Origin of the sequence: Sphingomonas sp. AOB5, assembly GCF_029433115.1 — a bacterium.
GTDB lineage: Bacteria > Pseudomonadota > Alphaproteobacteria > Sphingomonadales > Sphingomonadaceae > Sphingomonas.
Genome location: NZ_JARNTV010000006.1, coordinates 59,054 through 82,802, shown reverse-complemented (window position 1 = coordinate 82,802; position 23,749 = coordinate 59,054). Strand labels below are relative to the sequence as shown.

Here is a 23,749-nt window from a genome sequence, read left to right as displayed (position 1 = left end):
CCGGGCGGTTAAACCGCGATTACCCGCGGCCTCCGGCGGTGTGCGTAGCGCCATGACGTCACCCGATCCGGAACGCGCGCTTTTGCTTGCTTACGCACCCGAAACGGGGCGCGGGGCACTGGCCGCGCTGCTCGCGCTGGACGATGCGCTGGCACAATTGATTCAGACGACCAGCGAACCGGCGCTCGGACAGATCCGGCTGGCATGGTGGCGCGAACGCATCGAGTCGCTCGACGTGACGGCGCCACCCGCCGAGCCGGTGTTGCAGGGACTGGCGGCCGAATTGCTGCCGCGTGGCGTGGGTGGCGCGGACCTCGTTCCGATCGTCGATGGCTGGGAAGTGCTGATCGAGGACAGCCTGGACGGCATGGCCCTGAAGCGCTTCGGCGAGGGGCGCGGCACGCTGTTCAGGGCAGCCGGGCAGGCGATGGGTGCGCAGGGCGATCCGCTGGCGCAGGCCGGGCAGGGATGGGCGCTGGCCGATCTGTCCCGGCATCTGGGTACGCCGGGCGAGGCCGATGCGGCGCGGACGCTGGCCCGGCCGTTGCTTCAGGCGGCCACGGGTGCGCGGTGGAGCGGCAAGGGCAGGGCGCTGGGGGCGATGGCGCATCTGGCGCTACGCGATCTCGATCTGTCTGCCGGAGAGGCGCCGCCGGTCGGGTCGCCGCGCCGACTTTTGCGTCTGATTTGGCACCGAATGTCTGGCCGCTAGGGCAAGGCCGGGTTAGCCTGCTTGCCACTAGGGAGCGGGAGACGGACCATGTGGCGCTATTTCGCGGGCGGGGCAGGGGCGCTGGTGCTGGCGTTCGCGGCGATGTTCCTGTTCCGGGGCAGCGCCGCGCCGGAGGTGAAAGTGCCGCCCGCGCCGGTCGCGGCAGCCGGCGAGGTGCAGGAGGCGCTGCCGGACGAGGCGCCGCGTGCCGCCGACAAGACCCGCGAGCAGAAACGGTTCGACCGGCTCGACAAGGACAAGAACGACGCGGTTAGCCGCGACGAGTTCCTCAATCTCCGCCGCCGGGCCTTCGCGAAACTCGATACCAATGGTGATGGCAGGCTGAGCTTCGACGAGTGGGCGGTGCGCACCACGACTCGCTTTGCCGGGGCGGATAAGGACAAGTCGGGCACGCTGACCCGCGCTGAGTTCGCGACGACCGCGCCGAAGCGGCGGCCTGCCCAGCCGCGCTGCGCCTGTCCGAAGCCCGCGGCGGCCAAGAAGGCGCCTTCCGCACCGGTCGAGGACGAAGGTGAGGGCGGCGAGGAGTGAACCCTCGATATTCTCCCTCCGGGGGCGGACTTTAGACGACGGCCCAGCCCTTGAACGCTTCGCGCGCCCGGCTGGTGTACATCAGCTTGCGGTCGGCCTTCTTGCTCCGGCCCGGGATCGGGGGGAACAGGCCGAAATTGACGTTCATCGGCTGATAGGTCTCGGCTTCCGCGGCCCCGGTGATGTGGCCGAGCAGTGCCCCCAGCGCGGTCTCGACCGGCGGCGGGGGCAGCGTCTCGCCCTTCAGTTCCGCAGCGGCGAACCGGCCCGCGAGCAGCCCGATCGCCGAGCTTTCGACATAGCCCTCGCATCCGGTGATCTGACCGGCGAAGCGGATATGCGGCGCTGACTTCAGCCGCAGCGTGGGATCGAGCAGTTCGGGCGACTTGATGAAGGTGTTGCGATGCAGCCCGCCCAGCCGCGCGAACTCGGCGTTCTCAAGTCCCGGAATCGTCCGGAACAGAGCGACTTGCTCGGCATATTTGAGCTTGGTCTGGAAACCGACCATGTTCCAGAGCGTCCCCGACGCATTGTCCTGGCGAAGCTGGACACAGGCATAGGGCCAGCGCCCGGTGTCGGGCCGGTCAAGCCCCACGCCCTTCATCGGGCCGAAGCGCAGTGTATCGACCCCGCGTTCCGCCATCACTTCGATGGGCATACAGCCCTCGAAATAGGGGACATTCTCCCATTCGCGAAACTCGGTCTTTTCCCCCGCCATTAGCCCGGCGTGGAAGGCCAGATACTGGTCCTTGTCCATCGCACAGTTGATGTAATCCTTGCCCGTTCCCTTGTTCCAGCGCGACTGAAACCAGGCCTTTTCCATGTCGATGCTCTCGAAATGGACGATCGGTGCGATGGCATCGAAAAAGGCGAGTTGGTCCTTGCCGGTCGCGGTGCCGATGCTGCCGGCCAGGCTCTCGCCGGTCAGCGGGCCGGTGGCGACGATGGTGAGGCCGGATTCGGGCAGCGTATCGATCCGCTCGCGGACGATGGTGATGTTGGGATGGGCCTCCAGTGCCGCCGTGACGCCATCGGCGAACCCATCGCGATCCACCGCCAGCGCGGAGCCGGCGGGCACCTTGTGGATGTCGCCCTGCGCCATGATCAGCGAGCCGAGATCGCGCATTTCCTGATGGAGCAGGCCGACCGCATTGCGCTCGGCATCGTCGCTGCGAAAGCTGTTCGAACAGACGAGTTCGGCAAGCCGATCGCTCTGATGTGCTGGCGTCATGCTGCCGCTGCCGCGCATTTCGGACAGGCGCACCTTGAAGCCTGCATGTGCCAGCTGCCACGCAGCTTCCGATCCGGCGAGGCCGCCGCCGATAATGTGTACTTCGTGAGTCATTGCGCAGGCCGATAGCGAACCGCGCCGCTGCGGGCTATGCTCGTCTGACATGGAGGGGCATCGATGAAGTTGCGCAATGCCGTGCTGATCGCGGCGCTGATCGCCGGGGGCAGTTTCTACCTCACGCATTGGTTCGACGTGATCGAGCCATGGAAGACGGCGTGGAAGGGGCTGGGCGTCGGGTTGCTGGCGGTATGGGCGGCGATGAAGGCGCGTTCGACCGATGGCTGGTTGCTCGCCGCAGTGCTGGCGCTGGGTGCGCTGGGCGATGTGTTGCTGGAGGCGGTAAGCCTCACCGTGGGTGCGGTTGCTTTTCTTGCCGGGCATCTCGTCGCGGTCGGACTGTATCTGCGCAATCGCGAAAAGCCGGTGTGGCCGGCGGCATTGATCGCGGTCGTAGTCGCGGGGATCAGCTATGCGCTGCCCGCCGATCGCGCCGCCGCCCCGGGGATCGCGCTCTATGCGCTCGGGCTCGGCGCGATGGCGGGGACGGGCTGGGCCAGCCGCTTCTCGGCGAATGGCGTTGCGCTGGGCGCGTTGCTGTTTGTGATCTCGGATCTGCTGATCTTCGCTCGCCTCGGCCCCATGGCGGATAGCAGCCTGCCGGGACTGCTGATCTGGCCGACCTATTTTGCCGGACAGGTATTGATTGCGCGCGGGGTCGTCAGAACATCTGAGTAATTTCGAAGATTTCGTATAATGTTCTGCCCGAATCGGGAGATGGGCGATGGACTATCAGCTGAACATTACGATCGATCCCGTTGGTCTGAACATGATTTACGGTGCCAATTTGGCGGTCGTCATGGTGCGGAGTTGGGAATCGGATCCCGATTCTCCGCTGACCATCGCGTGGCAGATGTTCCAACCTTTAGAGATGAATCAGATCGACTGGAGCGACAGTTACCAGGTCTACGCCACCAACACCCAGCCCTTGATCGGCGCCCAGATCGAGATGATGGCGACGGCACCGGCCCAGCTGGGGTGGAGCTATACCTACGCGGATGGCCAGTTCACCGGGAGCGCAGGCGGCAGCGATCCCCAGGGCGTTGAAATCACCAATCAGCAGGACCCGGAATTGGGCCTTGGCCTTGTACAGGCGGCCAGCGTCAACAACGTGCAGGTCGAGTTCCCCACCAGCTTTCTTCGCGTGCTCGGCGGCGAATCGGCGACGATCACGCCGTACGAGACGATAACGATCTTCGTCGCGCCGATGACGAACAGCGGGTCTGTCATCCAGTCACCGCCGCCGAATGCACTGATGGTGGAATTTTCACCGCAGAGCCCGACCGCGCAGATCGGCTTTAACGACGCCACCAACAGCTTTTATCTGCAGCAGCCGAGCTAGGTGGCATAGGGGCAGGTTCCCGAGGGACGAGCGATGATTGCGTGGGGCGTCGTGACGTCGCTTGGCAGGGTGGAGGCGCGGCCATGACCTATCAATTGAACATCGCCTTCGATCCGGCTGGGCTCAAGGCCATCGACGAAGCGAAACAACTGGTTGCGATCTCGAAGATACTGCCCGGCGAAACCCGGATCTGGCTCGTGCTACATCCCTTCGAGATGAACAGCATCTATTGGGTGGACTTCGCGGTCGAGGCCTCAATCGAAAGTACGCCCGTTGCTGTTGGCGGCGGGCAACCGCATCCGCCGGTCCTGCTGCGTTCGGAGATGAGCGGCAGCGGTCCGGCGCTGATGCCGGCCAGTTCGCTCGATACGCCCAGCGGTGATGCGGAACGCGTCGCGATCTTTCTCACCGGTTCGGGCCATGCCGATACGGCGATCCCGGCAGATGCGCTCATGGTCGATATCAGCCCGGACGTGCCGGTGAGCGTTGCCTATCTCGACGCGACCCGCGGCTTCGCGGTGATGTCCTAGCCCGCGACCGGTAGCCGCACCGTGCCATCCGCCTCGCGGTGGATCGGGGAATAGGCCGTCACCGCCGACAGCGGCAGCGGCGCGTAGAGATGGGGGAATAGTTCGCCGCCGCGCGAGACTTCCCATTTCACGGCGTCGCCCAGCGCTTCGAGATCGACTGCGGCGATCCACAAATCCTGCCGCTCGGCGAAATGCTTGTCGACCGTGCCCTGAAGCTGGGTGCAGGTGGAGAGGTGGACATAGCCATCGGCGAGATCGACCGGCGCACCGGCGAACATGCCGTCATGCTCCAGCTTCTCCATCTCGTCGTCGCTCAGGATCTTGTAGGCGGTGGTTTCCATGGGCCTCTCCTAGCGCAACAACCCTTTGGCTTGAAGGAAGGTTTCGCGCACGATAGCTTCAAGAAGAGGCAGGGAGAGGTGTATGAAACCGAAGGCAATTTTGAAGATCGCCGTGGCGGGGGCGGCGTTTCTGGCGGCAGCTCCGGCTTTCGCGCAGGGTACGAATCTCAAATTCTCGCAGAATTCGCGTAACGGCGTTTGCTATTTCAGCGTGCAGGGTCCGAACGCGCCGGGCACCGACAAGCCGATGACCTTCGAACTCAGCTATCGCGTGCGCGACGGCAATATGGGCGTCGGCGTGCTGGTGAACGGCTGGCCCAAGGCGCAGGCGGCCGATCCCGAGGCCAAGCATCCCGTCACCGTGATCTTCGACAGCGGCAAGACCATAGCGTCCCGCTCGGGCGGCTATGCCAGCGGCTTCAACGATCGCGTTTGGGGCGGCTGGGGGGCGGAGAATTCGGCGCCGGTCTTCGCGCTGACGAAGAATGCGAAGACCGCCCGCGTCGAAGTCGACGGCATGAAGCTCGGGCCGTTCGACCTGCAGATGAAGGGGCTGGCCTACACCTCGCTCGACGATTGCGCCAAGCGGGTGCGGGCAGGGGGACAGTAGTCAAAACCCTCTCCCGCGAAAGCGGGAGAGGGGCAAGAAGAGGCTTACTCCGGCGAACCCTCGGCCAGATCCTCGCCGGTATCGGCGTCCGGCGTCGGTTCGCCCGCGACGGCGCCGTCGCCCAGATCCGCTTCGGCTTCGTCTTCGCTTTCCTCGATCCGCGCGGCCGAGACGACATGTTCGTTGTCGGCCACGTCGAACAGGCGCACGCCGGCCGAGCCGCGGCCGATGACGCGGGTGTCGCCCACGCTCATGCGGATCAGCTTGGCCTGATCGGTGACCAGCATCAGCTGTTCGCCATTATGCGCCGGGAAGCTGGCGACGACCGGGCCGTTGCGCTTCAGATTGTCGATATTGGTGATACCCTGGCCGCCGCGATTGGTGCGGCGATATTCGAAGGCCGAGGAACGCTTGCCATAGCCATTGGCGCAGACAGTGAGGATGAACTCCTCCGCTGCGGCAAACCGCGCCATCTCTTCGTCGCTCAGCTTCTGCTCGGGCTCGGGCTGACCTTCGCGCCGTTCCTTCCACGGGGCTGCGCGGAGATAATCCTCGCGCTCCTCGGGCGACGCAGCGAAGCCGCGCAGGACCGACAGCGAGATCACTTCGTCGCCTTCCGCCAGCTTCGCGCCGCGCACGCCGGTCGAATCACGGCTCTGGAACTCGCGCACATCGGTTGCGGCGAAGCGGATCGCCTTGCCCTGACGGGTGGCGAGCAGGACGTCGTCTTCTTCGGTCAGCAGCGAAACGCCGATCAGGCGATCTGCGGATTCATCCTCGAACTTCATCGCGATCTTGCCGCTGGTGCGGATGTTCGCGAAGGCATCCATCGAGTTGCGGCGCACATTGCCCTTTGCCGTGGCAAACATGACGTGGAGCGCACCCCACTCATTTTCGTCCTCGGGCAGCGGGAGCACGGTCGAGATGACTTCGCCCGCCGCCAGCGGCAACAGATTGATCATCGGCCGCCCGCGCGTGGCCGGGCCACCCTCCGGCAGGCGCCACACCTTCATGCGATAGACCTTGCCGTGGTTCGAGAAGAACAGCACCGGCGTGTGCGTCGATGTGACGAACAGGTTGGTGACGACGTCCTCGTCCTTGGTCGCCATGCCGGCGCGGCCCTTGCCGCCGCGGCGCTGGGCACGGAAGGTCTCGAGCGGGGTGCGCTTGATATAGCCTTCCATAGTCACGGTAACGACCATGTCCTCGCGCTCGATCAGGTCCTCGTCCTCGATCCCGTCGGCAGCGGCGGCGATCTCGGTCTTGCGCGGTGTGGCATAGAGGTCGCGGACCTGCGTCAGCTCCTCGACCATCACTTCGTACAGGCGGGCGCGATTGCCGAGGATCTCGAGCAGTTCGGCGATCACCTCGGCCAGCTTGGCCAGTTCCTCGCCGATCTCGTCGCGGCCCAGCGCCGTCAGGCGGTGCAGGCGCAGGTCGAGGATCGCGCGGACCTGAATGTCCGACAGGCGATAGCTGTCACCGGTGATGGCGGTTTCGGTGGCTTCGACCAGCTGGATATAGCCGGCGATCTCCTCGATCGGCCATTCGCGGGCGAGCAGCCGTTCGCGGGCGACGACCGGGCTGGGCGAGCCGCGGATGATCCGCACCACTTCGTCGAGATTGGTGACCGCCACGACCAGGCCGAGCAAGATGTGCGCACGGTCGCGCGCCTTGGCCAGCTCGAACTTCGAACGGCGGGTGATGACCTCCTCGCGGAACTTGACGAAGGCCTCGATGATGTCGCGCAGGTTGAGCAGTTCGGGGCGGCCGCCGCGGATCGCGAGCATGTTCGCCGGGAAGCTCTGCTGCGCCGGGGTGTTCCGCCACAGCTGGTTGAGCACCACGTCGGGCGTGGCGTCGCGCTTCAGGTCGATGACGATGCGCACGCCTTCGCGGCTCGATTCGTCGCGAATGTCGCTGATGCCTTCGATCCGCTTGTCCTTGGCGGCCTCGGCGATCTTCTCGACCAGCGCGTTCTTGCCCTGCTGGAACGGGATTTCGGTCAGCACGATCGAGCGGCGCTCGCCGCGCTGCTCGGTGGTGTGACGGCAGCGGACGAGGATCGAGCCGCGGCCCTGCTGATAGGCCGAGCGGCAGCCCGAACGGCCCAGGATGATCGCGCCGGTCGGGAAATCCGGGCCGGGAACGATTTCCATCAGCTCTTCGACCGAGATGCTGCCATTGGCGATATACGCCAGGCAAGCGTCGATCACTTCGCCCAGATTGTGCGGCGGGATGTTGGTCGCCATGCCGACCGCGATGCCGCCGGCGCCGTTGACCAGCAGATTGGGGAAGCGCGCGGGCAGCACCGCGGGTTCGCTCTCCGACCCGTCATAGTTGGGAATGAAATCGACCGTATCCTTGTCGATATCCTCGATCAGATAGGTCGCGACCTTCGCCAGACGCGCTTCGGTGTAGCGCATCGCGGCCGGCATATCCGGGTCCATCGAACCGAAATTGCCCTGACCGTCGATCAGCGGCACGCGCATCGACCAGTCCTGCGCCATGCGCGCCATGGCCATGTAGATCGAGCTGTCGCCGTGCGGATGGTATTTACCCATCACGTCACCGACCAGGCGGGCAGACTTGCGATAGGGGCGATTCGAAAGGTAACCGCCCTCCTGCGCCGCGTGCAGGATGCGGCGATGGACCGGCTTCAGGCCGTCGCGAACGTCGGGCAGCGCGCGCGCCACGATCACGCTCATCGCGTAATCGAGGTACGAGGTCTTCATCTCGTCGACGATCGAGATCGGGGTAATGTCGGAGGGGTCCGCGAGGACGGTCTCGTCGGTCAAGATAGCTGGTTTCCGATGGTTTGTTTCAGTGTTGTGGCGGCTCTAGCGGGGCTGGAACCACATGCCAACCCTCGCGTGCGCGCGTACGCGTACGCGTGAGACAGGGCGATGACCTACAGGAGCGCGCGGCAGGCGGTGGCGATGGCGAACGGGTCGCCAAGCGCCGCCGACGCGGCGATTTCGCGCGACGTCTTGGCCTGGATCGTCCGCATGTCCCGATAGCCCGCGGGAACGATCCGCTCGCCCCTCAATCGCCCCTGAAACGCGAGTCGCGCGGCCTCGGTAGCGGCGATGTCGGGATCGCCCGGATCCTCCCAGCGGCGGAGCATGCCCGCGAAAAAATTGAGCACGCCGAAGCACATGAAATCGCGGTCCAGCGCATTTGCCGGCAGGGTCGGCCGCGCCGGTCGCGCAAAGCGGCGCTCGCATTGCGGCAGCAACTGGGCGGCGGCTTCCGTATCGGGAAGCGACTGGGCGGTCTCGACGGCGCGGGCGGAGAGCCGCATCATCAAGCCATCGGGCGCGCGCCCGGGTTCCATGGCGATGATCGTGTACAGGCCCATCCGCCCGCTCCACGCGAACCGGTCCTTGCCCGTGGGTATCGAGACCGAAGTCATGGCATAATGCGCTCGCGCACAGGTCATGCCGGCCTTGGCCGAATCGGCCTCTAGCGTGGCGGTCTGGGCGGTCAGGCCGAGCAGGATGGTCGCAAGCATGTCAGGTGTCCCGTTCAGCCCGGATAGGCGGCTTCGCAGGCCTGGAAAATCGCCCGTACATTGCCGTGCTCGAGCGATGCGGTGAGGACCCGTCCGAACTCACGCGGGATATCGTTCGCCGTGCGGATGCCATGTGCGTTGTAATCTGCGTCGCTGATAAGGTCGGCATAGAAGGGCACCCGTCCCTCGACCCGCTTCTTCTCGCTATCGTCGCCTGACACCCGCGCCGATTCGCTGGCTAGGCCGAAATAGGAGCCGCTGACGAAGGTGCACATCGCGCCGCGCTCGTACGCATCGCCGGGCAGCGTGGCCGTCTGCGCGAAAGCCTTCGGGAAACGTTTGCGGCATTCGGCGATCACCGGCTTTGGATCGCCGGTCATGGCCTGAGAGCGGCGGTACATGTCGCCGCTATTCGCGCGCAGCCGGTCCGCGAACGTGCCGTCGCTCTTCTGAACGCTGGTGGCCAGCATCGAGAGGTACATGGCCGGCACCGAAATCTCGGTCGACATCGTAGTCGCAGACTTGCGCAGCGCCGCGCCGCAAGTGAGCGCGGCCTCGCCGGTATCGGCGGACAGGGCAGCGGTTTGCGCCGAAAGCGCGAGCAACAAGGTCAGCATGGTGATTGTCCCCCCGGATCCGGTTCAGTTGCCCGACTGGGCGATGCAGCTCCGCGCGATCGTCTCGAAATTGCCGAGATCGAGCGAAGCCACCACCTGCTTGCCCAGCGCGTCGATCAGCGCGGGTTCGCCGGAAATGCCCGCTTTGCCCAGCACGTCGGGCGACAGCCGCCCGGCATAGGCCTGGAATGCGGGCTGATAGCGCGTGACATCGCTCGAATCGCCGGTGTCTTCCGCCTTGCCCTGCGCTGCGCCCATCAGCACGCCCAGCGCCGCGAAGCACATCAGGTCGCGGTCGATCGGCCTGCCGGGCAGCTTCGGCGCAACGGTCTTGCGGGCGAGGGGGAAGCGGCGGTCGCATTCCACCATCAGCGCCTTGGCCTGTTCCGGCGCGGGAACGGGATCGTTGCGCAGGCTGTCGGTCACTTCGGAGATGCGCGACAGGAACGGCGTGCTGCCGCCCTCGGCCTTTACCGCGTGGCTGACATAATAGAGCAACGTCGAGACTTCAGTCATGTCGTTGCCGGGATCGCCGCGCGTCACGGTGGTCACGGCGACGGCACAGGCGCGGGCGGCCTTTACGGCTTCCGGATCGGGCGCGGGCGCAAGTGTCTGGGCAAGCAAGGCGAGCGGAAGCAACATGGACGATTCCCTTTCGGCGCACCCTATGCCGCAATCCGTGCCGCACGCTAGTGCCGGGGCGGACCCGAATTCGTTCAATGAACGTTAACGGGACGCCTGCCACGCGCAGAGTGCATCGGTGCGCTTGAATGGGGGCGGACAGGCCTTTAGAGGGTGCCCGATCCCTACGAAGCGGCGATCCGTACAGGAGAGAATTTAGATGAAGATGGTTTCGAAGCTGGCGATCGCCTCGGCTGTTGCGCTCGGCATTGTCGCGATGCCCGCGTCCGCGCAGCGCAACAAGAAGGAAGAGCCGGCACAGGGCCAGCCGCCGGTGAAGGTCAGCGAAGAGTTCCGCAAGCATGCCGCTCCCGCGGAAGCTGCACTGAAGGCTGGCGATTGGGCGACGGCTGAGCGTGAACTGACCGCGGCGGAAGCCGTTGCGAAGACCGACGACGAGAAGTTCTTCACCTCGCTGATGCGCATGCCGATCGAGATCCACAAGCAGTCGCGCCCCGGCATCATCGCCGCTGCTGACGTGCTGCTCGCCAGCCCGCGCACCCCGGCCGCCAATCTCGGCCTCTATAATTTCTATCGCGGCCAGGCGACCTTCCAGTCGCTCGAAGCCGGCAAGCGCGCGCCTGCCGAGCCGTTCTTGCTCAAGGCCCGCGAACTGGGTGTCAACGAAGTCGATGTGCCGCTGATGCTGGCGCAGATCTATGACGAGACCAATCGCCGCCCGCAGGGCGTCATCGAAATGGGCAAGGCGATCGAGGCTTCGCGCGCCAAGGGCCAGAAGCCGCCCGAGAGCTGGTACCGCTGGGTTACCTCGCGTCTCGCCGCGGCCGGCGATCGCAGCGCCACTGCCGACTGGCAGATGCGCCACCTGCGCGACTATCCGACCGTGTCGAACTGGCGTCAGGTGATCATCAATTACCGCAACGGCGCCGACAAGCAGAACCCGGATCGCGTCGAGCGCATCAACCTGTACCGCCTGCTGCGCGGCACCGGCGCGCTCGCCGATACCAACGACTATTTCGAATATGCCTCGGCGGCGCAGATCGGCGGCCTGCCCTGGGAAGCGATCTGGGTGATCGAGGACGGCCAGAAGAACGGCAAGGTCTCGAAGGACGATGCCGACTTCAACCGCGTCTACAACGCGTCGAAGACCGCAGCGGCGAACGAAGGTTCGCTCGATTCGCTCGCCAAGGCAGCGAAGACGGGCCGTGACTTCTCGGATGTGGCCGATGCCTATCTCGCCTCGGGCAACTATGCCCGCGCGCTGGAACTGTACGACACCGCACTGAGCAAGGGCGGCGCCAACACCAACGCAGTGAACCTCCATCGCGGCGTCACGCTGGTCAATCTCGGCCGCAAGGACGAAGCCAAGACCGCGTTTCAGGCGGTTACCGGTGCCGGCGCACTGACCGACATCGCGAAGTTCTGGCTGCTGTGGATGGAACTGCCGCCGCTCACCGCCTGAGCCGGCTGACAGTCGAAGAAACGGGAAAGGGCGGCCGCGAGCCGCCCTTTTTCGTGTCAGGCCGAAACCGGCACCCCGGGCAGCGCCTTCGACGTGCGGATCGTGAAGCTGGTCTTCACATGCTCCACATTCGGCGCGGTGGTCAGCCGGGTGGTCAGCATGTTCTGGAACGCCGGCAGGTCGGTCGCGGCGATCTTCAGGATGAAGTCGATCTCGCCGTTGAGCATGTGGCATTCGCGGACTTCGGGAATTTCGGCGACCAGCATCTCGAACGCGCGCAGGTCGTTCTCGGCCTGGCTCTTCAGGCTGACCAGCGCGAACACGGTGAGGTTATAGCCCAGCTGCGCGGGCTCCAGCGCGGCGTGATATCCCTGGATTGCGCCGGCTTCCTCCAGCGCGCGGACGCGTCGCAGGCAGGGCGGCGCGGTCAGCCCGACGCGCTCCGCCAGCTCGACATTGGTCATGCGGCCATTTTCCTGAAGCAGCGCGAGAATACGCATGTCGATCTCGTCAAATCGCATTTCGCGCGCCCACTCCCGGTTTCAATCGTGCTGAGACACCGGGTTAGGCATAAGATTATTACAACGCAACGGATTTGTCCCACATTGCGACGTGCCGAAATGAGGAGGTTCACAACCCCGCCCAACGAGTTAAGGAATCGTTACGGCGCGCGTTTCAGGCGCCAACAGGGGTGGGCCGGTTGCGCTTCGACGATACTCTCGAGACGGTACTTGCGGGGGATCTCGGCACGCCTGTGGGCAAACAGTCTGCCTGGCGCCAACTCGTTGATTTGATTGGACGCGGCCGCGTCTATCCCGATCCCCGTGCGCTCTCCCTGCTGCGTCGCCTGCGTGGCGAAATCCCCGCTTCGGTGCGCGCCGCCAGCGCCCGCGGCCTGGAATATGCGACCCCGCCCGCGCCGCTGGTCCGCCTGTTCGCGCTGGACGAGATCCGGGTGGCGCTGCCGGTGCTGCGCAACGCCCGGCTGACCTCGACCGAATGGGTCCAGTTGCTGCCCGAACTCGCGCCCGCCGCCCGCGCTGTGCTGCGAAATCGCCGCGATCTCAGTCCGATGGTCCGCCGCGCGCTGGAGACTTATGGCCCGATCGATTTCGTCCTGCCCGACGAATCGGTGAAGGAGATCGAGGAAGTCGCGGTCGAAGAGATCGTCGAGGTTCCGTCCGACGATGTGATGCCAGTCGCGCTGCCCGAGCCGGAACCGGTTGTCGAGGAAGTGCCCGCCGAAGTCGCGATTGCCGACGAAATCGCTGTCGAGGAAGCGCCGGTCGCCGAGGCGCCCGAGCCGGAGCAGTTGATCGACTGGACCGATGTGATCGCAGCCCGCCCTGCCGAGCCGGCATCGGTGCCCGCACCGGTGGTCGCAACTCCACTCGTCGAAATCCCGGTCGAAGCCGAGCCGGAACCGGTTGCCGAAGTCGAGGAGACGGTCGAAGAAACGGTCGAACCCGCAGAAATCGAATCCGCTTTGGATATTGCCGAGATCACCGCTCCCGAACCCGTACAGGCGCCGGTCCAATCCGTCGATGCGCTGTTGGCGCGCCTCGAATCGGTGCTGCCGCCGGTCGAGGAAGCGCCGGTTTCCGTGGTTCCCGAACAGGTTGCCGTAGAAGAGGATCTGTCCTTCGTCGCACTGGCCGGAGTCGCGGCTTCGCTGGCCGCTCCGGCGATCGTCGCGGCAATCCCGGCCACTATGGAGTCGGTGCCGATCCAATCCGGGACAGTCGAGGCAGAGACGCCCGAGCAGCCGATTGCGGAAGCCGCCGAACCGGCTCAGGAACCGGCGATGGCTTCCGCCGATACTCTTGAACCCGAAGCGCCGCTGGCCGCAATTCCCGAACAAATTCAGGAATTTGCAGATCTCGATGGCGAGGAGCAGGTCGAAGGACCGTTCCAGATCTCCGAAGTCGTGGCGCGGCTCGATTCCTTCTGGAAGGACCGTGAGGAGGGCACCGAAACGCGCCCCGCACGGCCGATGGCACCTGCCCAGCAGTTCCGCTTCGAAACCGATGCCAAGGGCGTGGTCCGCTGGGTCGACGGCGTCAGCCGCGCACCGATCGTCGGCCTGTCGCTCGACCTGCAGGCGACGCCCGCGGGCGGATCGAGCGTCGATGGTGTGGCCGCGGGCGCGTTCCGCCGCCGCGCGGGCTTCTCCAATGCGCGCATGGCGATCGAGGGCGAATCGGATGCATCGGGCGACTGGCTGATCTCGGCCATTCCGGTGTTCGATCCGGCCAATGGCCGCTTTACCGGTTATCGCGGCACCGCCCGCCGCCCGCGCATCGACGAGCGCGCCGATCCGATTCGGATGGTGCCGCCCGCGACCCCCGCCGATTCGCTGCGCCAGCTCGTCCACGAACTGCGCACGCCGACCAACGCCATCGCCGGCTTTGCCGAGATGATCGAGACGCAGATGCTGGGTCCTGTCTCCGATCCCTATCGCGAGCGGGCAGGGGTGATCCGCGGCCAGGCGCGCGAACTGCTCGGTGCGATCGACGATCTCGATCTCGCCGCGCGGATCGACAGTGCCGCACTGTCGCTGGTGCCCGCGCCGATCAAGCTGCGCCCGGTGCTGGCCGGCATCGCCGACGATCTCGCCCAGCTTGCCGCGCTGCGCGGTTCGGGCATCGCGCTGCCGATCGACGACCTGTCGGTCACCGGAGACCGGCGCGCGGTCGAACGGCTGCTGGCGCGGCTGATGGCCACGCTCGTCTCGGCCAGCGGCCCCGGCGAACGCATCGGCGTGCGCATGGCGCTCGATGCCGACGAGGTCGTGGCGATCACGCTCGACCGGCCCAAGGCGCTGTCCGACTATCCCGGCGATTCGGTGCTCGGCATCGACGACGAAGCTGGCGACGCGACCTTGCTCGGCACCGGTTTCGCGTTGCGGCTCGCCCGCAACCTGTCGCGCGAACTGGGCGGTTCGCTGGTGATCGAGCCGGAAAGCTTGACTTTGCGCCTCCCGGCATCCGTAAACACTCAGGTGGGCCAGGCACATCTGAGCTGATTATGGGGAGCGATACGCCAAGCCGGCCGCAAGGCCGGGCAGGGTATCGCGTGCCCGCGCCGCTGCCTGACGATCTGATCGTATGGCCTGCCGAGTTCGGCACCCGCTTCACCGTGTTCGTCGATACCGAAGAGGAATTCGACTGGACCAAACCGCTCGACCGCGCGGAACGCGGGACCGAGGCGATGAACGCGTTGCCCGATGCGCACCGGCGATTCGCCGAACGCGGCGTGCCGCTCAACTATATGATCGATCACCCCATCGCGACCTGCCCGCGATCGGTGGATATCCTCAAGGCCTGTCTCGCCGATGGCGTCTCGTCGGTCGGCACCCAGCTTCACCCCTGGGTGAACCCGCCGCACGAGGAAACCGTCAGCGGTCCCAACAGCTTCACTGGCAATCTTCCGGTGGCGTTGCAGGCGGAAAAGCTTCGAGTCCTGACCGAAGCGATCGGCACGGCATTCGGCGAGCGACCGCTTGCCTATCGTGCCGGGCGCTACGGCATCGGACCCGACACCGCCGCGCTGCTGGCGGCGGAAGGCTATCGGCTCGATAGCTCGATGCGCTCGGGCTACGACTATTCGTCCGAGCGGGGTCCCGATTTCTCCGCGATCCCGAATCACGCATTCCGGCTGGGCGAGTTGATCGAACTGCCCTTCACCACCGTGAATACCGGCCTGCTCCGCGCTGGCGGGGCGGGGCTCTACCGCGGCCTGAGCGGTATCTCCCATGGCCGCGGCATCGCTTCGCGGCTGGGCCTGTTCTCGCGCGTGTCGCTGACGCCCGAGGACATGCCCCAGCACGAAGCGCTGGAGGCGGTCCGCGTCGCGCTGGGCGAGGGGCTGCGCGTGCTCAACTTCTCGTTCCACTCGCCATCGGTCGATCCCGGCCGCACGCCCTATGTGCGCGACGCGGCGGGCCTGGCGGTGTTCTTCCGCTGGTGGGATGCGGTGTTCGACCTGCTCGATTCGCGCGGCGTGCGTCCCGCATCGCTGGCGGAGGTGCTGGATGCCGCTGGTGGGCCCGGCAGGACTTGAACCCGCAACCTAGCCGTTATGAGCGGCCAGCTCTAACCAATTGAGCTACAGGCCCCCCAGCGAGACGCGGCGATAGCGGATGCGCGGGGCCTGCCGCAAGAGACGCTATGCGCGCCCGATTTTCTGGTCTAAGCGCGCTGTCCGCGTCGGGGAGTGGCGCAGTCCGGTAGCGCGCCTGCTTTGGGAGCAGGATGTCGCAGGTTCGAATCCTGTCTCCCCGACCATTTTCCTTCAGATCAATATCTCGAACCGCGCGCCGCCCAGTGCGTCGTCCTTCAGTTCGATGGTGCCGCCATGCGCGAACACGATCTGGCGGACCAGGTTCAGGCCTACGCCGGTGCCGGTTGCGCGGGTGGTGAAGAAGGGGAGGAACACGTCGCGGCGCAGGGCCTCGGGCACGCCGGGGCCGTTATCGCCGACCGCGATGGCGACTTCGCCGCTCGTCAGCCGGCGCAGTTCCAGCAGCACCTTCGGCGCATCCGAATGGCCAGATGCGGCTTCGCCCGCATTGCGCAGCAGATTGATCAGTGCCTGTGCCAGCAGGTCCGGATCGGCATCCACCGCGAACACCGAGGGTTCGAGGATCAGATCCAGCACCACGTCCGGTCGCTCGGCCTTGAACAGCCGCGCCATTTCGGCCGCGAACGGCGCTGCCTCGAACTTGCGGCGTTCGATCACGGGTTCGCTCGCCACCTTGCGATAGCTGTTGATGAAGCGCGCCAGCCCCTCGGCGCGGCGTTCCAGCGTCGAGACGGCGATCCGCGCATCGTCGAGCCGCGGATCCTCGATCTGCGAGAGCAGGGTCGATGTGGTCGCGGCGAGCGACGTGACGGGGGTCAGCGAGTTGAGGATCTCATGCGTCAGCACCCGCACCAGGTCGGTCTGGGCCGCCATCTCGACTGCGTTGAGCGTTTCCTGGATCGGCTGGACGATCACCACGCGGGCGCGGCCGCTCAGCCGGGTCAGTGCCGCCGAACGCACGATCGCGCGCTTGGCGCGGCCATTCAGCGTCAGGATCAGCACTTCCTCGCGCAGCGGCGCATCCAGATCGAGCCGGCTGGCGAAGGTGGCGCCATAGATGCGGAAATCCTCGGGCGTCATGCCCTGATGTTCGGTGAACAGCCGCCGCGCCGCCTTGTTGGCCAGCGCGATGCGGCCCTCGTCGCCCAGCGTCAGCAGCGGCACCGGCGTGTCGTTGACCAGCGCCTCGAGGAAGCCGAGCTCGTCGCTGGCGGTCCGCCGCTCGTCACGCAGCTTGTGGATCGCCGAATCGAATGCCTGGCCCATCGCTTCGAAGCCCGAACCGGCGCCGCGATCGAAATGCACCGAATAGTCGCCGAAGCGCAGCGCCTCGACGAAGCGGGCGACTTCGAAATTGGTGCGCTGGACATGGCTCCACAACAGCCAGCAGGCGCCTGCCGCGATCATCCCGGCAATGATCCGCGTCGCGCCCAGGCCCGGGGTGGTCAGCGCCCAGGCAAAGCCGATCAGCGCAATCTGCACCAGCACCAGCCGGAGCAGCAGCCGGATGGTGAAGTTATAACCCATGTTTTTCCATGCGGCGGTAGAGCGCGGCGCGCGACAGCCCCAGTTCGTTTGCGGCGAGCGAGATGTTGTAGCCGTGCTTGGTCAGCGCGGCTTCGACCAGCTTCCTCTCCACCCGGTCGAGGTTCAGGTCGTCGCGTTCGGCCGCGACCACGGCTTCCTGCGCCACGCGGGGGCCACCCGCACTCAGCGAGAAATCCTCGGCTTCCAGCACGCCGCCGCGCCCGAGGATCACCGCGCGCTCGACCGCATGCCGCAGCGCGCGGACATTGCCCGGCCAGTCATGCGCGGTCAGCGCCGCCAACGCGGCGGTAGACAGGCGAGGGGTCTCGCGGTCGTAGCGCCGGGCATAATGTTCGAGGAAATGGGTGACCAGTTCGGGCACGTCCTCGCGGCGCTCGCGCAGCGGTGGCAGCACGATCTCTACGGTGTTGAGGCGGAAAAGCAGATCCTGCCGGAAATGGCTCTCGTCGTTCAGCCGGCCGTGCGACAGGTTGGTCGCGGCGATCACGCGGATATCCACTGGCACGGACTTGTTCGCGCCCACCGGCGTCACCCGGCGCTGTTCCAGCACAGTCAGCAATTTGGGCTGGAGGTGCAGCGGTAAATTGCCGACTTCGTCGAGGAACAACGTCCCGCCGTCGGCCGCCTGAACCCGCCCGATCCGGTCGCTGCGCGCATCGGTGAAGGCGCCCTTCACATGGCCGAACAGTTCGGAATCGATCAGGTCCTGCGACACCGCGCCCAGATCGACGGTCAGCATCGGCTTTTCGGCGCGCAGCGAGTGGCGGTGCAGCGCGCGGGCGACCAGTTCCTTGCCGGTGCCGTTCTCGCCCAGGATCAGCACGTTCGCGTCGGTCGGCCCGGCGCGCTCGATCAGCGAATGGACCCGCGCCATCGCCGGCGAATTGCCGAGCAGGGGAGGACCGTCGCCCGGCGCGGCGCTGGCCACCACCAGCTTGGCCCGTTCGGTCGCTACTGCTCCGCGCGAGCGGCGCAGGGTCGCGGCGGTACGGACGGTCGCCAGCAGCCGCTCGTTCGACCAGGGCTTGGCGACGAAATCGGTCGCGCCATGCTTCATCGCCTCGACCGCGATCTGCACCCCGGCATGGGCGGTGATCATCACCACCGCCATGGCCGGATCGCGCGCCAGCAATCGCGCGAGCCAGGCCAGCCCCTCACGTGCATCGGTCGCGCCGCGGGCGAAGTTCGCGTCGAGCAGCACCACGTCGGGCACCCGCCGCCCCATCGCCGCCATCGCCTCGTCGGGCGAACGCGCAGTCAGCACCTCGGCGAACAGCGTCTTCAGCAGCAGGCGCGCCGCCAGAAGGATGTCGTCATCGTCGTCGACGACCACGCATAGATCGAATTCCGGCCCGCTCATGTCCGCTCCCGTACAGACTCTGTCCGTTTCCGGACAATCAAATTGCGTGCCAGACCGGCGCGAACCTCCGGCTTCCCTCCAAAACCGCGTTTGGCACGGCTCCTGCTTTTATCCTTCCCGACAGCATGCAGGTGGCTGCGGAGGAAGACCATGCAGAGCGGACAGAACATCAGAATCTGGGGAAGGACGGTGCTGCTGCTGGCGGCCGCGCTCCTCGCCGCCATGTCGTTCAGCACGCAATCGGCGGGGCTTCAGCTCGCAGTGACCAATCATGGCGTGAAGTTCGAACTGACCGCAGCATTCGTCCGGATCGCGTTCGATATCGGACAGTCCTGTTCGAAATCGGACAGTTGCGGGGGCCTGCTGGCATGAGCGTGCTCAACCTCAAGCGTCAGGCCGAGACGAGCGGCGCGGTGTCCGGCAGCGGCATGGACAAGGTCGTCGCGCGCCGCACGATCCCGCTGACGTGGAAGATCGGTGCGGGCGCGATCCTGATCCTGATGATCGCGGCGGCCTTTTTCTGGTTCGCGCCGGGCAGCGGCAGCCAGACCGTCGATGCACGCCGCATGATCGTGTCCGAGGTCCGTCAGGGCAATTTCGACGATTTCATCCCGCTGCGCGCCCGCGTCACGCCGCTGCTCACCGTTTATATCGATGCCGTCGAAGGCGGCCGGGTCGAGACGATGCTGGTCGAGGACGGCGCCACCGTCGAGAAGGGCCAGCCGATCGCGGTGCTCTCCAACGCCGAGCTTCAGCTCTCCACGCTCGCCCGCCAGACCGAGGTCGAGCAACAGATCAACAATATGCGCAGCCAGGAATTGCTGCTCGCCCAGACGCGCCTCGCCAACGAGCGCGCGATCCTCGAGGCCGAACTCGCGGTGCAGCGCTCGCGCCGCCAGTACGAGCGCGAAAAGCCGCTGGCGCAGCGTGGCTTCGTCTCGGGCAAGCAGTTCGCCGATACCGAGGACGAATATGCCTATCAGCGCCGCCGCCTTGCCGCGCTCCAGCGTGGGCAGGCCAGCGACGAGCGGCTTCAGGGCAGCCAATATTCGCAGCAGCAACAGGCGGCCAAATCGATGCGATCGGGGCTCACCATCGCGCGCGCCAATCTCGATGCGCTCCAGCTGCGCGCCCCGGTTGCGGGCAAGCTCTCGGGCTTCTCGGTGCAGGTCGGCCAGTCGCTTCAGCGTGGCCAGCGCGTCGGCCAGATCGATTCGCCGGGCCGCAACAAGCTGATCGCCGGGGTCGATGAATTCTATCTCGGTCGCGTCCGTGTCGGCCAGCAGGCGCAGGTCGAGTTCGGCGGGAAGAATTATGCGGTGAAGGTCACCAAGATCTATCCGCAGGTGCAGAACGGCCAGTTCGAGGTCGACCTGCAGTTTGTCGGTGAGGAGCCCACGAACCTCCAGCGCGGCCAGACGCTGCAGGCGAAGCTCACGCTGGGCGATCCCGCCCCGGCGCGGCTGATCCCCAATGGCGCCTTCTACAACGAGACCGGCGGCGCCTGGGTGTTCGTCGTCTCGCCCGACGGCCGCAGCGCGGTGAAGCGCCAGGTCCGGCTCGGCCGCCGCAACACCGATTTCATCGAAGTGCTCGACGGGCTCGATCCCGGCGAGCGCGTGATCACCAGCCCCTATACCGGGTTCGCCGACAAGGATCGGCTCGACCTGACCACCAGCTGATCCACGGAGGAAACCAGATGCTTCACATGCGCAATCTCTCGCGGGTCTACCGCACCGACATGGTCGAGACGACGGCGATCGACGCGATCGATCTCGATATCGAGCAGGGCGAATTCGTCGCGATCATGGGGCCTTCGGGCTGCGGCAAATCGACGCTGCTCAACCTGATCGGCATGCTCGATAGCCCGTCCAGCGGCTCTTACGTGTTCAACGGTCAGGAAGTCGCGGGGTTGAGCGAGAGCAAACTCTCGAACACGCGAAAGGCGAATATCGGCTTCATCTTCCAGAGCTTCAATCTGGTCGACGAGCTCTCGGTCCGCGAGAATGTCGAGCTGGCCTTGCTCTATCACGACGTGTCCGCGTCCGAGCGCAAGCGCCGTGCTGACGAGGTGATGGATCGCGTCGGCATCGCCCATCGCGCCAAGCATCGCCCCAGCCAGCTTTCGGGCGGGCAGCAGCAGCGCGTCGCGGTCGCCCGCGCGCTGGTCGCCGAGCCGAAGCTGATCCTTGCCGACGAACCGACCGGCAACCTCGATACCCAGCATGGCGAGGAAGTGATGAAGATGATCCAGCAATTGAACGCGGAGGGATCGACCATCGTGATGGTCACCCACTCGCCGAGCCATGCCGACTACGCGACCCGCGTCGTCAACATGCTCGATGGCCGCATCCTGCAGGAACGCCGCCGCGCGGCTTGAGGCCCGGAAAGAGGCCAAGGTTCAGGGAAGGAATAGACCCATGTTGCGCAATTATCTGGTCGTGGGCGTGCGGGCGCTGATGAAGAACCGCACCTATGCGCTGATCAACATCCTCGGGCTGGCGATCGGCATGGCCGCGTGCCTGATGATCCTGCTCTTCGTCCGCTACGAGTTCAGCTACGACAAGTGGCTGCCGAATGGCGAGAATGTCTACCAGATCCAGAGCTGGTATCAGGGCGAGCAGACCGGCGGCGATCCCGAGCTTCAGATGACGCCCTATCCCACCGGTGCGGCGATGAAGAAGGATTTCCCGCAGATCGAGAACTGGGTCTATGCGATGAACACCACGCCGGTGTTCCGCGACAATGGCCAGGTCGTGACGCTGGAGGACTTCCTCTACACCAATGGCGATTTCCTGAGCGTGGTGCCGCTGCCGCTGCTCCATGGATCGGCGAATGCGCTCAGCCAGCCCAACACGGTGGTTCTGACCCAATCCGAGGCGGTGCGCCGTTTCGGCACCGACAATGTCGTCGGGCGCACGATGAGCGTGATCAGCCGCGGCAAGACGCGCGATTTCCGCATCACCGGCGTGCTGCGCGACATTCCAAAGAACTCGCACCTGAAGATCAACACGATCGCGCGGCTCGATTTCGAAGCCTATTACGCGGATAATCTGCGCAACCTGCAATGCTGGGGCTGCCAGAATGGCTGGATCTGGGCGAAGCTGAAGCCCGGCACCGATACCAAGGCGATGGAGGCCCAGTTCCCCGCCTGGGAGAAGCGCAACATCCCGATCGAGATGAACGGCGATGCGCGGTTCGATGCCGGCCGCGAGCAGGACTGGAAGCTGGTCAATGTGGCCGACATCCATCTGGGCGAGGCGCAGGGCGGGGCGATGACCCCGGGTAACGACAAGCGCACCATCATCACCTTCGCGATCATCGCGCTGCTGATTCTGGGCATGGCGATCGTGAACTTCACCAATCTCGCCACCGCCCGTGCCAGCCAGCGTGCCCGCGAAGTGGCGCTGCGCAAGGTGCTGGGCGCGACGCGGCGCCAGCTGATCTTCCAGTTCATCGGTGAATCGGTGCTGATCTCGGTGATCGCGATGATCATTGCGCTGACCTTCGTCGAATTGCTGATGCCCAGCCTCGCCGCGTTCCTCGAGGCCGATATCCCCGTCTATTATTTCGGCGCGGGCGGGATCCTGTTGCCGGTGATCGGCCTGATGCTCGCGGTTGGCGTGCTCAGCGGCATCTATCCGGCATTCTTCCTCTCGCGCTTCCAGCCGGCGACGGTGCTCAAGGCCAACAAGTCGGCGGCCGAGGCATCGGGCACCGGCGTGCTGCGCAACGTGCTGGTGATCGGCCAGTTCGCGGTGTCGATCGGGCTGATCATCTGCACTGCAGTGATCTTCGGCCAGACCGTCTACGCCCGTACCGCCGATCCCGGGTACAAGCGCGACCACCTGCTTCAGGTGGACGAGTTGAGCCGTTATGTCGTGCTGGGCAAGGGCGAGACGCTGGTTGCGCAGGCCCGCCGTATCCCCGGCGTGAAGGCGGTCGGCCGCACCGATATCGGCATCGCCACGCCCAACAACAATAATACCGGCGTGATGGTGCCCGGCCAGGCCGATCCGGTCTCGATCGGCAATTATGCCGCCGATCCCGGCCTGAAGGACGCGATGGGCCTGGAACTGGTCGCGGGCCGCTGGTTCGACGATCGCCCGGTGGACGACATGACGCGGCCCTATCCGCAGAATCTCGAGGTCGAGCGCGAGCTGCAGAAGCGTGGCGCCAACGTGGTGGTCAATGAGCTGGCGGCCAAGCGGCTTGGCTTCAAGACGCCGCAGGAAGCCGTAGGCAAGACGCTGCGCGCTTCGATGCTCGACAACAGCATCGGCCTGTTGCCGATCACCATTATCGGCGTGACCAAGGATGCCCGCTTCCGCTCGATCCGCGATCCGCTCGATCCGCTGTTCTTCTACTCCACCCGCGACGGGCAGAGCTACATGATGGTCCGCTTCGATGGCGATCCGGCCCAGCTCCGCTCGCGGATGGAGGCCATGTGGAAGGGCGTGGTCAACGACGTGCCGTTCAACGCCAAGTTCAGCGACGACATCATGCTCGAACTCTATCGGGCAGAGGATGCGCGAGCGAAGAGCTTTGCCGGGTTCGCGGTGCTGGCGGTGATCGTTGCCTGTCTCGGCCTGTTCGGTCTCGCTGCCTTCACCGCCGAGCGCCGCACCAAGGAGATCGGTGTGCGCAAGGTGCTGGGCGCACGCACCTCGGACATCGTGAAACTGCTGGTGTGGCAATTCTCGAAGCCGGTGGTGATCGCCAACATCATCGCATGGCCGGTCGCCTGGTGGGTGATGCGCGACTGGCTCAACGGCTTCGATGCGCGGATCGGGCTGGGGCCGGCGCCATTCCTGTTCGCCGGGCTGCTGGCGCTGGCGATCGCGGTCGGCACGATCGGCGCGCATGCCTTCCGCGTGGCACGCGCCAATCCGATCAACGCGCTGCGCTACGAATAACGCTTGAGAAGCCGATGGGCGGGAGGCCCCTATCTCCCGCCCATCGTCCTGCCGTCCGGGATTTGCCGCGCCACCTGCCTCGGTTGGCGAATCCCGGACGGTTTCATTGTGTCACAAACTCCGGACAAACAAAAAGGGCGCCCCCGCGGGGGCGCCCTTCTCGTATCGCTGT

General features: G+C 65.7%; 22 protein-coding genes and 2 tRNA genes. 14 read left to right on the top strand and 10 right to left on the bottom strand.

The features are described 5' to 3' along the window. The first annotated feature begins 52 nt into the window (after positions 1 to 52). Together P1X14_RS04585 and P1X14_RS04580 are read left to right on the top strand one after the other, a co-directional pair. Positions 53 to 712, top strand: a complete 660-nt coding sequence (locus P1X14_RS04585; RefSeq protein ID WP_277314138.1) for a squalene/phytoene synthase family protein — start codon at positions 53 to 55, stop codon at positions 710 to 712. 48 nt (positions 713 to 760) lie between these two features. Then, complete coding sequence (locus tag P1X14_RS04580) at positions 761 to 1,264, top strand: EF-hand domain-containing protein (protein ID WP_277314137.1); 504 nt, start codon at positions 761 to 763, stop codon at positions 1,262 to 1,264. A gap of 31 nt (positions 1,265 to 1,295) precedes the next feature. Here the strand turns inward: P1X14_RS04580 and trmFO are convergent, their stop codons facing one another. Then, the gene (trmFO, locus tag P1X14_RS04575) at positions 1,296 to 2,609 is read right to left on the bottom strand and encodes a methylenetetrahydrofolate--tRNA-(uracil(54)-C(5))-methyltransferase (FADH(2)-oxidizing) TrmFO (protein ID WP_277314136.1); all 1,314 of its coding nucleotides are present in this window, start codon (positions 2,607 to 2,609) and stop codon (positions 1,296 to 1,298) included. 63 nt (positions 2,610 to 2,672) lie between these two features. Here trmFO and P1X14_RS04570 point away from each other — a divergent pair, with 63 nt between their 5' ends. The 3 genes from P1X14_RS04570 to P1X14_RS04560 all read left to right on the top strand — a co-directional run bounded on the left by P1X14_RS04570 (position 2,673) and on the right by P1X14_RS04560 (position 4,484). Continuing rightward, positions 2,673 to 3,290 carry a lysoplasmalogenase family protein gene (locus P1X14_RS04570; RefSeq protein ID WP_277314135.1) on the top strand — a complete coding sequence of 206 codons (618 nt, stop codon included), beginning with the start codon at positions 2,673 to 2,675 and terminating at the stop codon, positions 3,288 to 3,290. 46 nt (positions 3,291 to 3,336) lie between these two features. Continuing rightward, positions 3,337 to 3,954 (top strand): hypothetical protein, encoded by a 618-nt coding sequence (locus P1X14_RS04565; RefSeq protein WP_277314134.1) that lies wholly within the window; start codon positions 3,337 to 3,339, stop codon positions 3,952 to 3,954. Between the two features lie 83 nt (positions 3,955 to 4,037). Further along, complete coding sequence (locus tag P1X14_RS04560; protein WP_277314133.1) at positions 4,038 to 4,484, top strand: hypothetical protein; 447 nt, start codon at positions 4,038 to 4,040, stop codon at positions 4,482 to 4,484. Here the strand turns inward: P1X14_RS04560 and P1X14_RS04555 are convergent. Continuing rightward, positions 4,481 to 4,825: a DUF952 domain-containing protein gene (locus P1X14_RS04555; protein WP_277314132.1), complete on the bottom strand. Its 345-nt coding sequence runs from the start codon at positions 4,823 to 4,825 to the stop codon at positions 4,481 to 4,483. The genes P1X14_RS04560 and P1X14_RS04555 overlap by 4 nt on opposite strands. A gap of 82 nt (positions 4,826 to 4,907) precedes the next feature. On the opposite strand from P1X14_RS04555, the gene P1X14_RS04550 reads away from it, so the two are divergent. Next, on the top strand, positions 4,908 to 5,435 hold the full coding sequence (locus tag P1X14_RS04550) for a hypothetical protein (RefSeq protein WP_277314131.1): 528 nt from the start codon (positions 4,908 to 4,910) through the stop codon (positions 5,433 to 5,435). 44 nt (positions 5,436 to 5,479) lie between these two features. Here P1X14_RS04550 and gyrA read toward each other — a convergent pair whose 3' ends face one another. From gyrA to P1X14_RS04530, 4 genes are all read right to left on the bottom strand, one after another. Further along, the gene (gene gyrA, locus P1X14_RS04545; protein WP_277314130.1) at positions 5,480 to 8,233 is read right to left on the bottom strand and encodes a DNA gyrase subunit A; all 2,754 of its coding nucleotides are present in this window, start codon (positions 8,231 to 8,233) and stop codon (positions 5,480 to 5,482) included. Between the two features lie 113 nt (positions 8,234 to 8,346). After that, positions 8,347 to 8,949 (bottom strand): hypothetical protein, encoded by a 603-nt coding sequence (locus tag P1X14_RS04540; RefSeq protein ID WP_277314129.1) that lies wholly within the window; start codon positions 8,947 to 8,949, stop codon positions 8,347 to 8,349. 14 nt (positions 8,950 to 8,963) lie between these two features. Beyond that, complete coding sequence (locus P1X14_RS04535) at positions 8,964 to 9,566, bottom strand: hypothetical protein (protein WP_277314128.1); 603 nt, start codon at positions 9,564 to 9,566, stop codon at positions 8,964 to 8,966. A gap of 24 nt (positions 9,567 to 9,590) precedes the next feature. Next, positions 9,591 to 10,208, bottom strand: a complete 618-nt coding sequence (locus P1X14_RS04530; RefSeq protein ID WP_277314127.1) for a hypothetical protein — start codon at positions 10,206 to 10,208, stop codon at positions 9,591 to 9,593. A 199-nt stretch (positions 10,209 to 10,407) separates the two neighbouring features. Here P1X14_RS04530 and P1X14_RS04525 point away from each other — a divergent pair, with 199 nt between their 5' ends. Then, positions 10,408 to 11,670, top strand: coding sequence for a hypothetical protein (locus P1X14_RS04525; protein ID WP_277314126.1), 1,263 nt, complete (start codon positions 10,408 to 10,410; stop codon positions 11,668 to 11,670). Between the two features lie 56 nt (positions 11,671 to 11,726). Here the strand turns inward: P1X14_RS04525 and P1X14_RS04520 are convergent, their stop codons facing one another. Next, the gene (locus tag P1X14_RS04520; RefSeq protein WP_277314125.1) at positions 11,727 to 12,191 is read right to left on the bottom strand and encodes an Lrp/AsnC family transcriptional regulator; all 465 of its coding nucleotides are present in this window, start codon (positions 12,189 to 12,191) and stop codon (positions 11,727 to 11,729) included. Positions 12,192 to 12,460: 269 nt separating this feature from the next. On the opposite strand from P1X14_RS04520, the gene P1X14_RS04515 reads away from it, so the two are divergent. Next, positions 12,461 to 14,695, top strand: a complete 2,235-nt coding sequence (locus P1X14_RS04515; protein ID WP_277314124.1) for a histidine kinase dimerization/phospho-acceptor domain-containing protein — start codon at positions 12,461 to 12,463, stop codon at positions 14,693 to 14,695. 50 nt (positions 14,696 to 14,745) lie between these two features. Next, a complete protein-coding gene (locus P1X14_RS04510) occupies positions 14,746 to 15,732 on the top strand; it encodes a WalW protein (protein WP_277314123.1) in 987 nt (328 codons plus the stop codon). On the opposite strand, the gene P1X14_RS04505 is transcribed toward P1X14_RS04510, so the two are convergent. Then, positions 15,711 to 15,787: transfer RNA gene (locus P1X14_RS04505), tRNA-Ile, on the bottom strand. The two genes, P1X14_RS04510 and P1X14_RS04505, sit on opposite strands and share 22 nt — an antisense overlap. A 92-nt stretch (positions 15,788 to 15,879) precedes the next feature. On the opposite strand from P1X14_RS04505, the gene P1X14_RS04500 reads away from it, so the two are divergent. After that, positions 15,880 to 15,956: transfer RNA gene (locus tag P1X14_RS04500), tRNA-Pro, on the top strand. Between the two features lie 7 nt (positions 15,957 to 15,963). On the opposite strand, the gene P1X14_RS04495 is transcribed toward P1X14_RS04500, so the two are convergent. Together P1X14_RS04495 and P1X14_RS04490 are read right to left on the bottom strand one after the other, a co-directional pair. Beyond that, a complete protein-coding gene (locus P1X14_RS04495; protein ID WP_277314122.1) occupies positions 15,964 to 17,280 on the bottom strand; it encodes an ATP-binding protein in 1,317 nt (438 codons plus the stop codon). Next, complete coding sequence (locus P1X14_RS04490) at positions 17,270 to 18,661, bottom strand: sigma-54 dependent transcriptional regulator (RefSeq protein ID WP_277314121.1); 1,392 nt, start codon at positions 18,659 to 18,661, stop codon at positions 17,270 to 17,272. Before P1X14_RS04490 ends, P1X14_RS04495 begins: the two co-directional genes overlap by 11 nt. Before the next feature lie 189 nt (positions 18,662 to 18,850). On the opposite strand from P1X14_RS04490, the gene P1X14_RS04485 reads away from it, so the two are divergent. From P1X14_RS04485 to P1X14_RS04470, 4 genes are read left to right on the top strand one after another with little or no spacing between them, the layout of a single operon-like run. Continuing rightward, on the top strand, positions 18,851 to 19,033 hold the full coding sequence (locus P1X14_RS04485; protein WP_277314120.1) for a hypothetical protein: 183 nt from the start codon (positions 18,851 to 18,853) through the stop codon (positions 19,031 to 19,033). Continuing rightward, the gene (locus P1X14_RS04480) at positions 19,030 to 20,343 is read left to right on the top strand and encodes an efflux RND transporter periplasmic adaptor subunit (RefSeq protein WP_277314119.1); all 1,314 of its coding nucleotides are present in this window, start codon (positions 19,030 to 19,032) and stop codon (positions 20,341 to 20,343) included. Before P1X14_RS04485 ends, P1X14_RS04480 begins: the two co-directional genes overlap by 4 nt. A 17-nt stretch (positions 20,344 to 20,360) precedes the next feature. Further along, positions 20,361 to 21,041, top strand: a complete 681-nt coding sequence (locus P1X14_RS04475; protein ID WP_277314118.1) for an ABC transporter ATP-binding protein — start codon at positions 20,361 to 20,363, stop codon at positions 21,039 to 21,041. A 40-nt stretch (positions 21,042 to 21,081) separates the two neighbouring features. Further along, positions 21,082 to 23,577: an ABC transporter permease gene (locus tag P1X14_RS04470; protein WP_277314117.1), complete on the top strand. Its 2,496-nt coding sequence runs from the start codon at positions 21,082 to 21,084 to the stop codon at positions 23,575 to 23,577. The last annotated feature ends 172 nt before the right edge of the window (positions 23,578 to 23,749 follow it).

What these genes read in the sequence shown, in the direction of transcription:
- P1X14_RS04520 (WP_277314125.1), bottom strand. Translation starts at nt 12,191, where the DNA reads ATGCGATTTGACGAGATCGACATGCGTATTCTCGCGCTGCTTCAGGAA.
- P1X14_RS04580 (WP_277314137.1), top strand. Translation starts at nt 761, where the DNA reads ATGTGGCGCTATTTCGCGGGCGGGGCAGGGGCGCTGGTGCTGGCGTTC.
- P1X14_RS04585 (WP_277314138.1), top strand. Translation starts at nt 53, where the DNA reads ATGACGTCACCCGATCCGGAACGCGCGCTTTTGCTTGCTTACGCACCC.
- P1X14_RS04535 (WP_277314128.1), bottom strand. Translation starts at nt 9,566, where the DNA reads ATGCTGACCTTGTTGCTCGCGCTTTCGGCGCAAACCGCTGCCCTGTCC.
- P1X14_RS04490 (WP_277314121.1), bottom strand. Translation starts at nt 18,661, where the DNA reads ATGAGCGGGCCGGAATTCGATCTATGCGTGGTCGTCGACGACGATGAC.
- P1X14_RS04480 (WP_277314119.1), top strand. Translation starts at nt 19,030, where the DNA reads ATGAGCGTGCTCAACCTCAAGCGTCAGGCCGAGACGAGCGGCGCGGTG.
- P1X14_RS04530 (WP_277314127.1), bottom strand. Translation starts at nt 10,208, where the DNA reads ATGTTGCTTCCGCTCGCCTTGCTTGCCCAGACACTTGCGCCCGCGCCC.
- P1X14_RS04555 (WP_277314132.1), bottom strand. Translation starts at nt 4,825, where the DNA reads ATGGAAACCACCGCCTACAAGATCCTGAGCGACGACGAGATGGAGAAG.
- P1X14_RS04565 (WP_277314134.1), top strand. Translation starts at nt 3,337, where the DNA reads ATGGACTATCAGCTGAACATTACGATCGATCCCGTTGGTCTGAACATG.
- P1X14_RS04540 (WP_277314129.1), bottom strand. Translation starts at nt 8,949, where the DNA reads ATGCTTGCGACCATCCTGCTCGGCCTGACCGCCCAGACCGCCACGCTA.
- P1X14_RS04470 (WP_277314117.1), top strand. Translation starts at nt 21,082, where the DNA reads ATGTTGCGCAATTATCTGGTCGTGGGCGTGCGGGCGCTGATGAAGAAC.
- trmFO (WP_277314136.1), bottom strand. Translation starts at nt 2,609, where the DNA reads ATGACTCACGAAGTACACATTATCGGCGGCGGCCTCGCCGGATCGGAA.
- P1X14_RS04550 (WP_277314131.1), top strand. Translation starts at nt 4,908, where the DNA reads ATGAAACCGAAGGCAATTTTGAAGATCGCCGTGGCGGGGGCGGCGTTT.
- P1X14_RS04525 (WP_277314126.1), top strand. Translation starts at nt 10,408, where the DNA reads ATGAAGATGGTTTCGAAGCTGGCGATCGCCTCGGCTGTTGCGCTCGGC.
- P1X14_RS04475 (WP_277314118.1), top strand. Translation starts at nt 20,361, where the DNA reads ATGCTTCACATGCGCAATCTCTCGCGGGTCTACCGCACCGACATGGTC.
- P1X14_RS04495 (WP_277314122.1), bottom strand. Translation starts at nt 17,280, where the DNA reads ATGGGTTATAACTTCACCATCCGGCTGCTGCTCCGGCTGGTGCTGGTG.
- P1X14_RS04570 (WP_277314135.1), top strand. Translation starts at nt 2,673, where the DNA reads ATGAAGTTGCGCAATGCCGTGCTGATCGCGGCGCTGATCGCCGGGGGC.
- P1X14_RS04560 (WP_277314133.1), top strand. Translation starts at nt 4,038, where the DNA reads ATGACCTATCAATTGAACATCGCCTTCGATCCGGCTGGGCTCAAGGCC.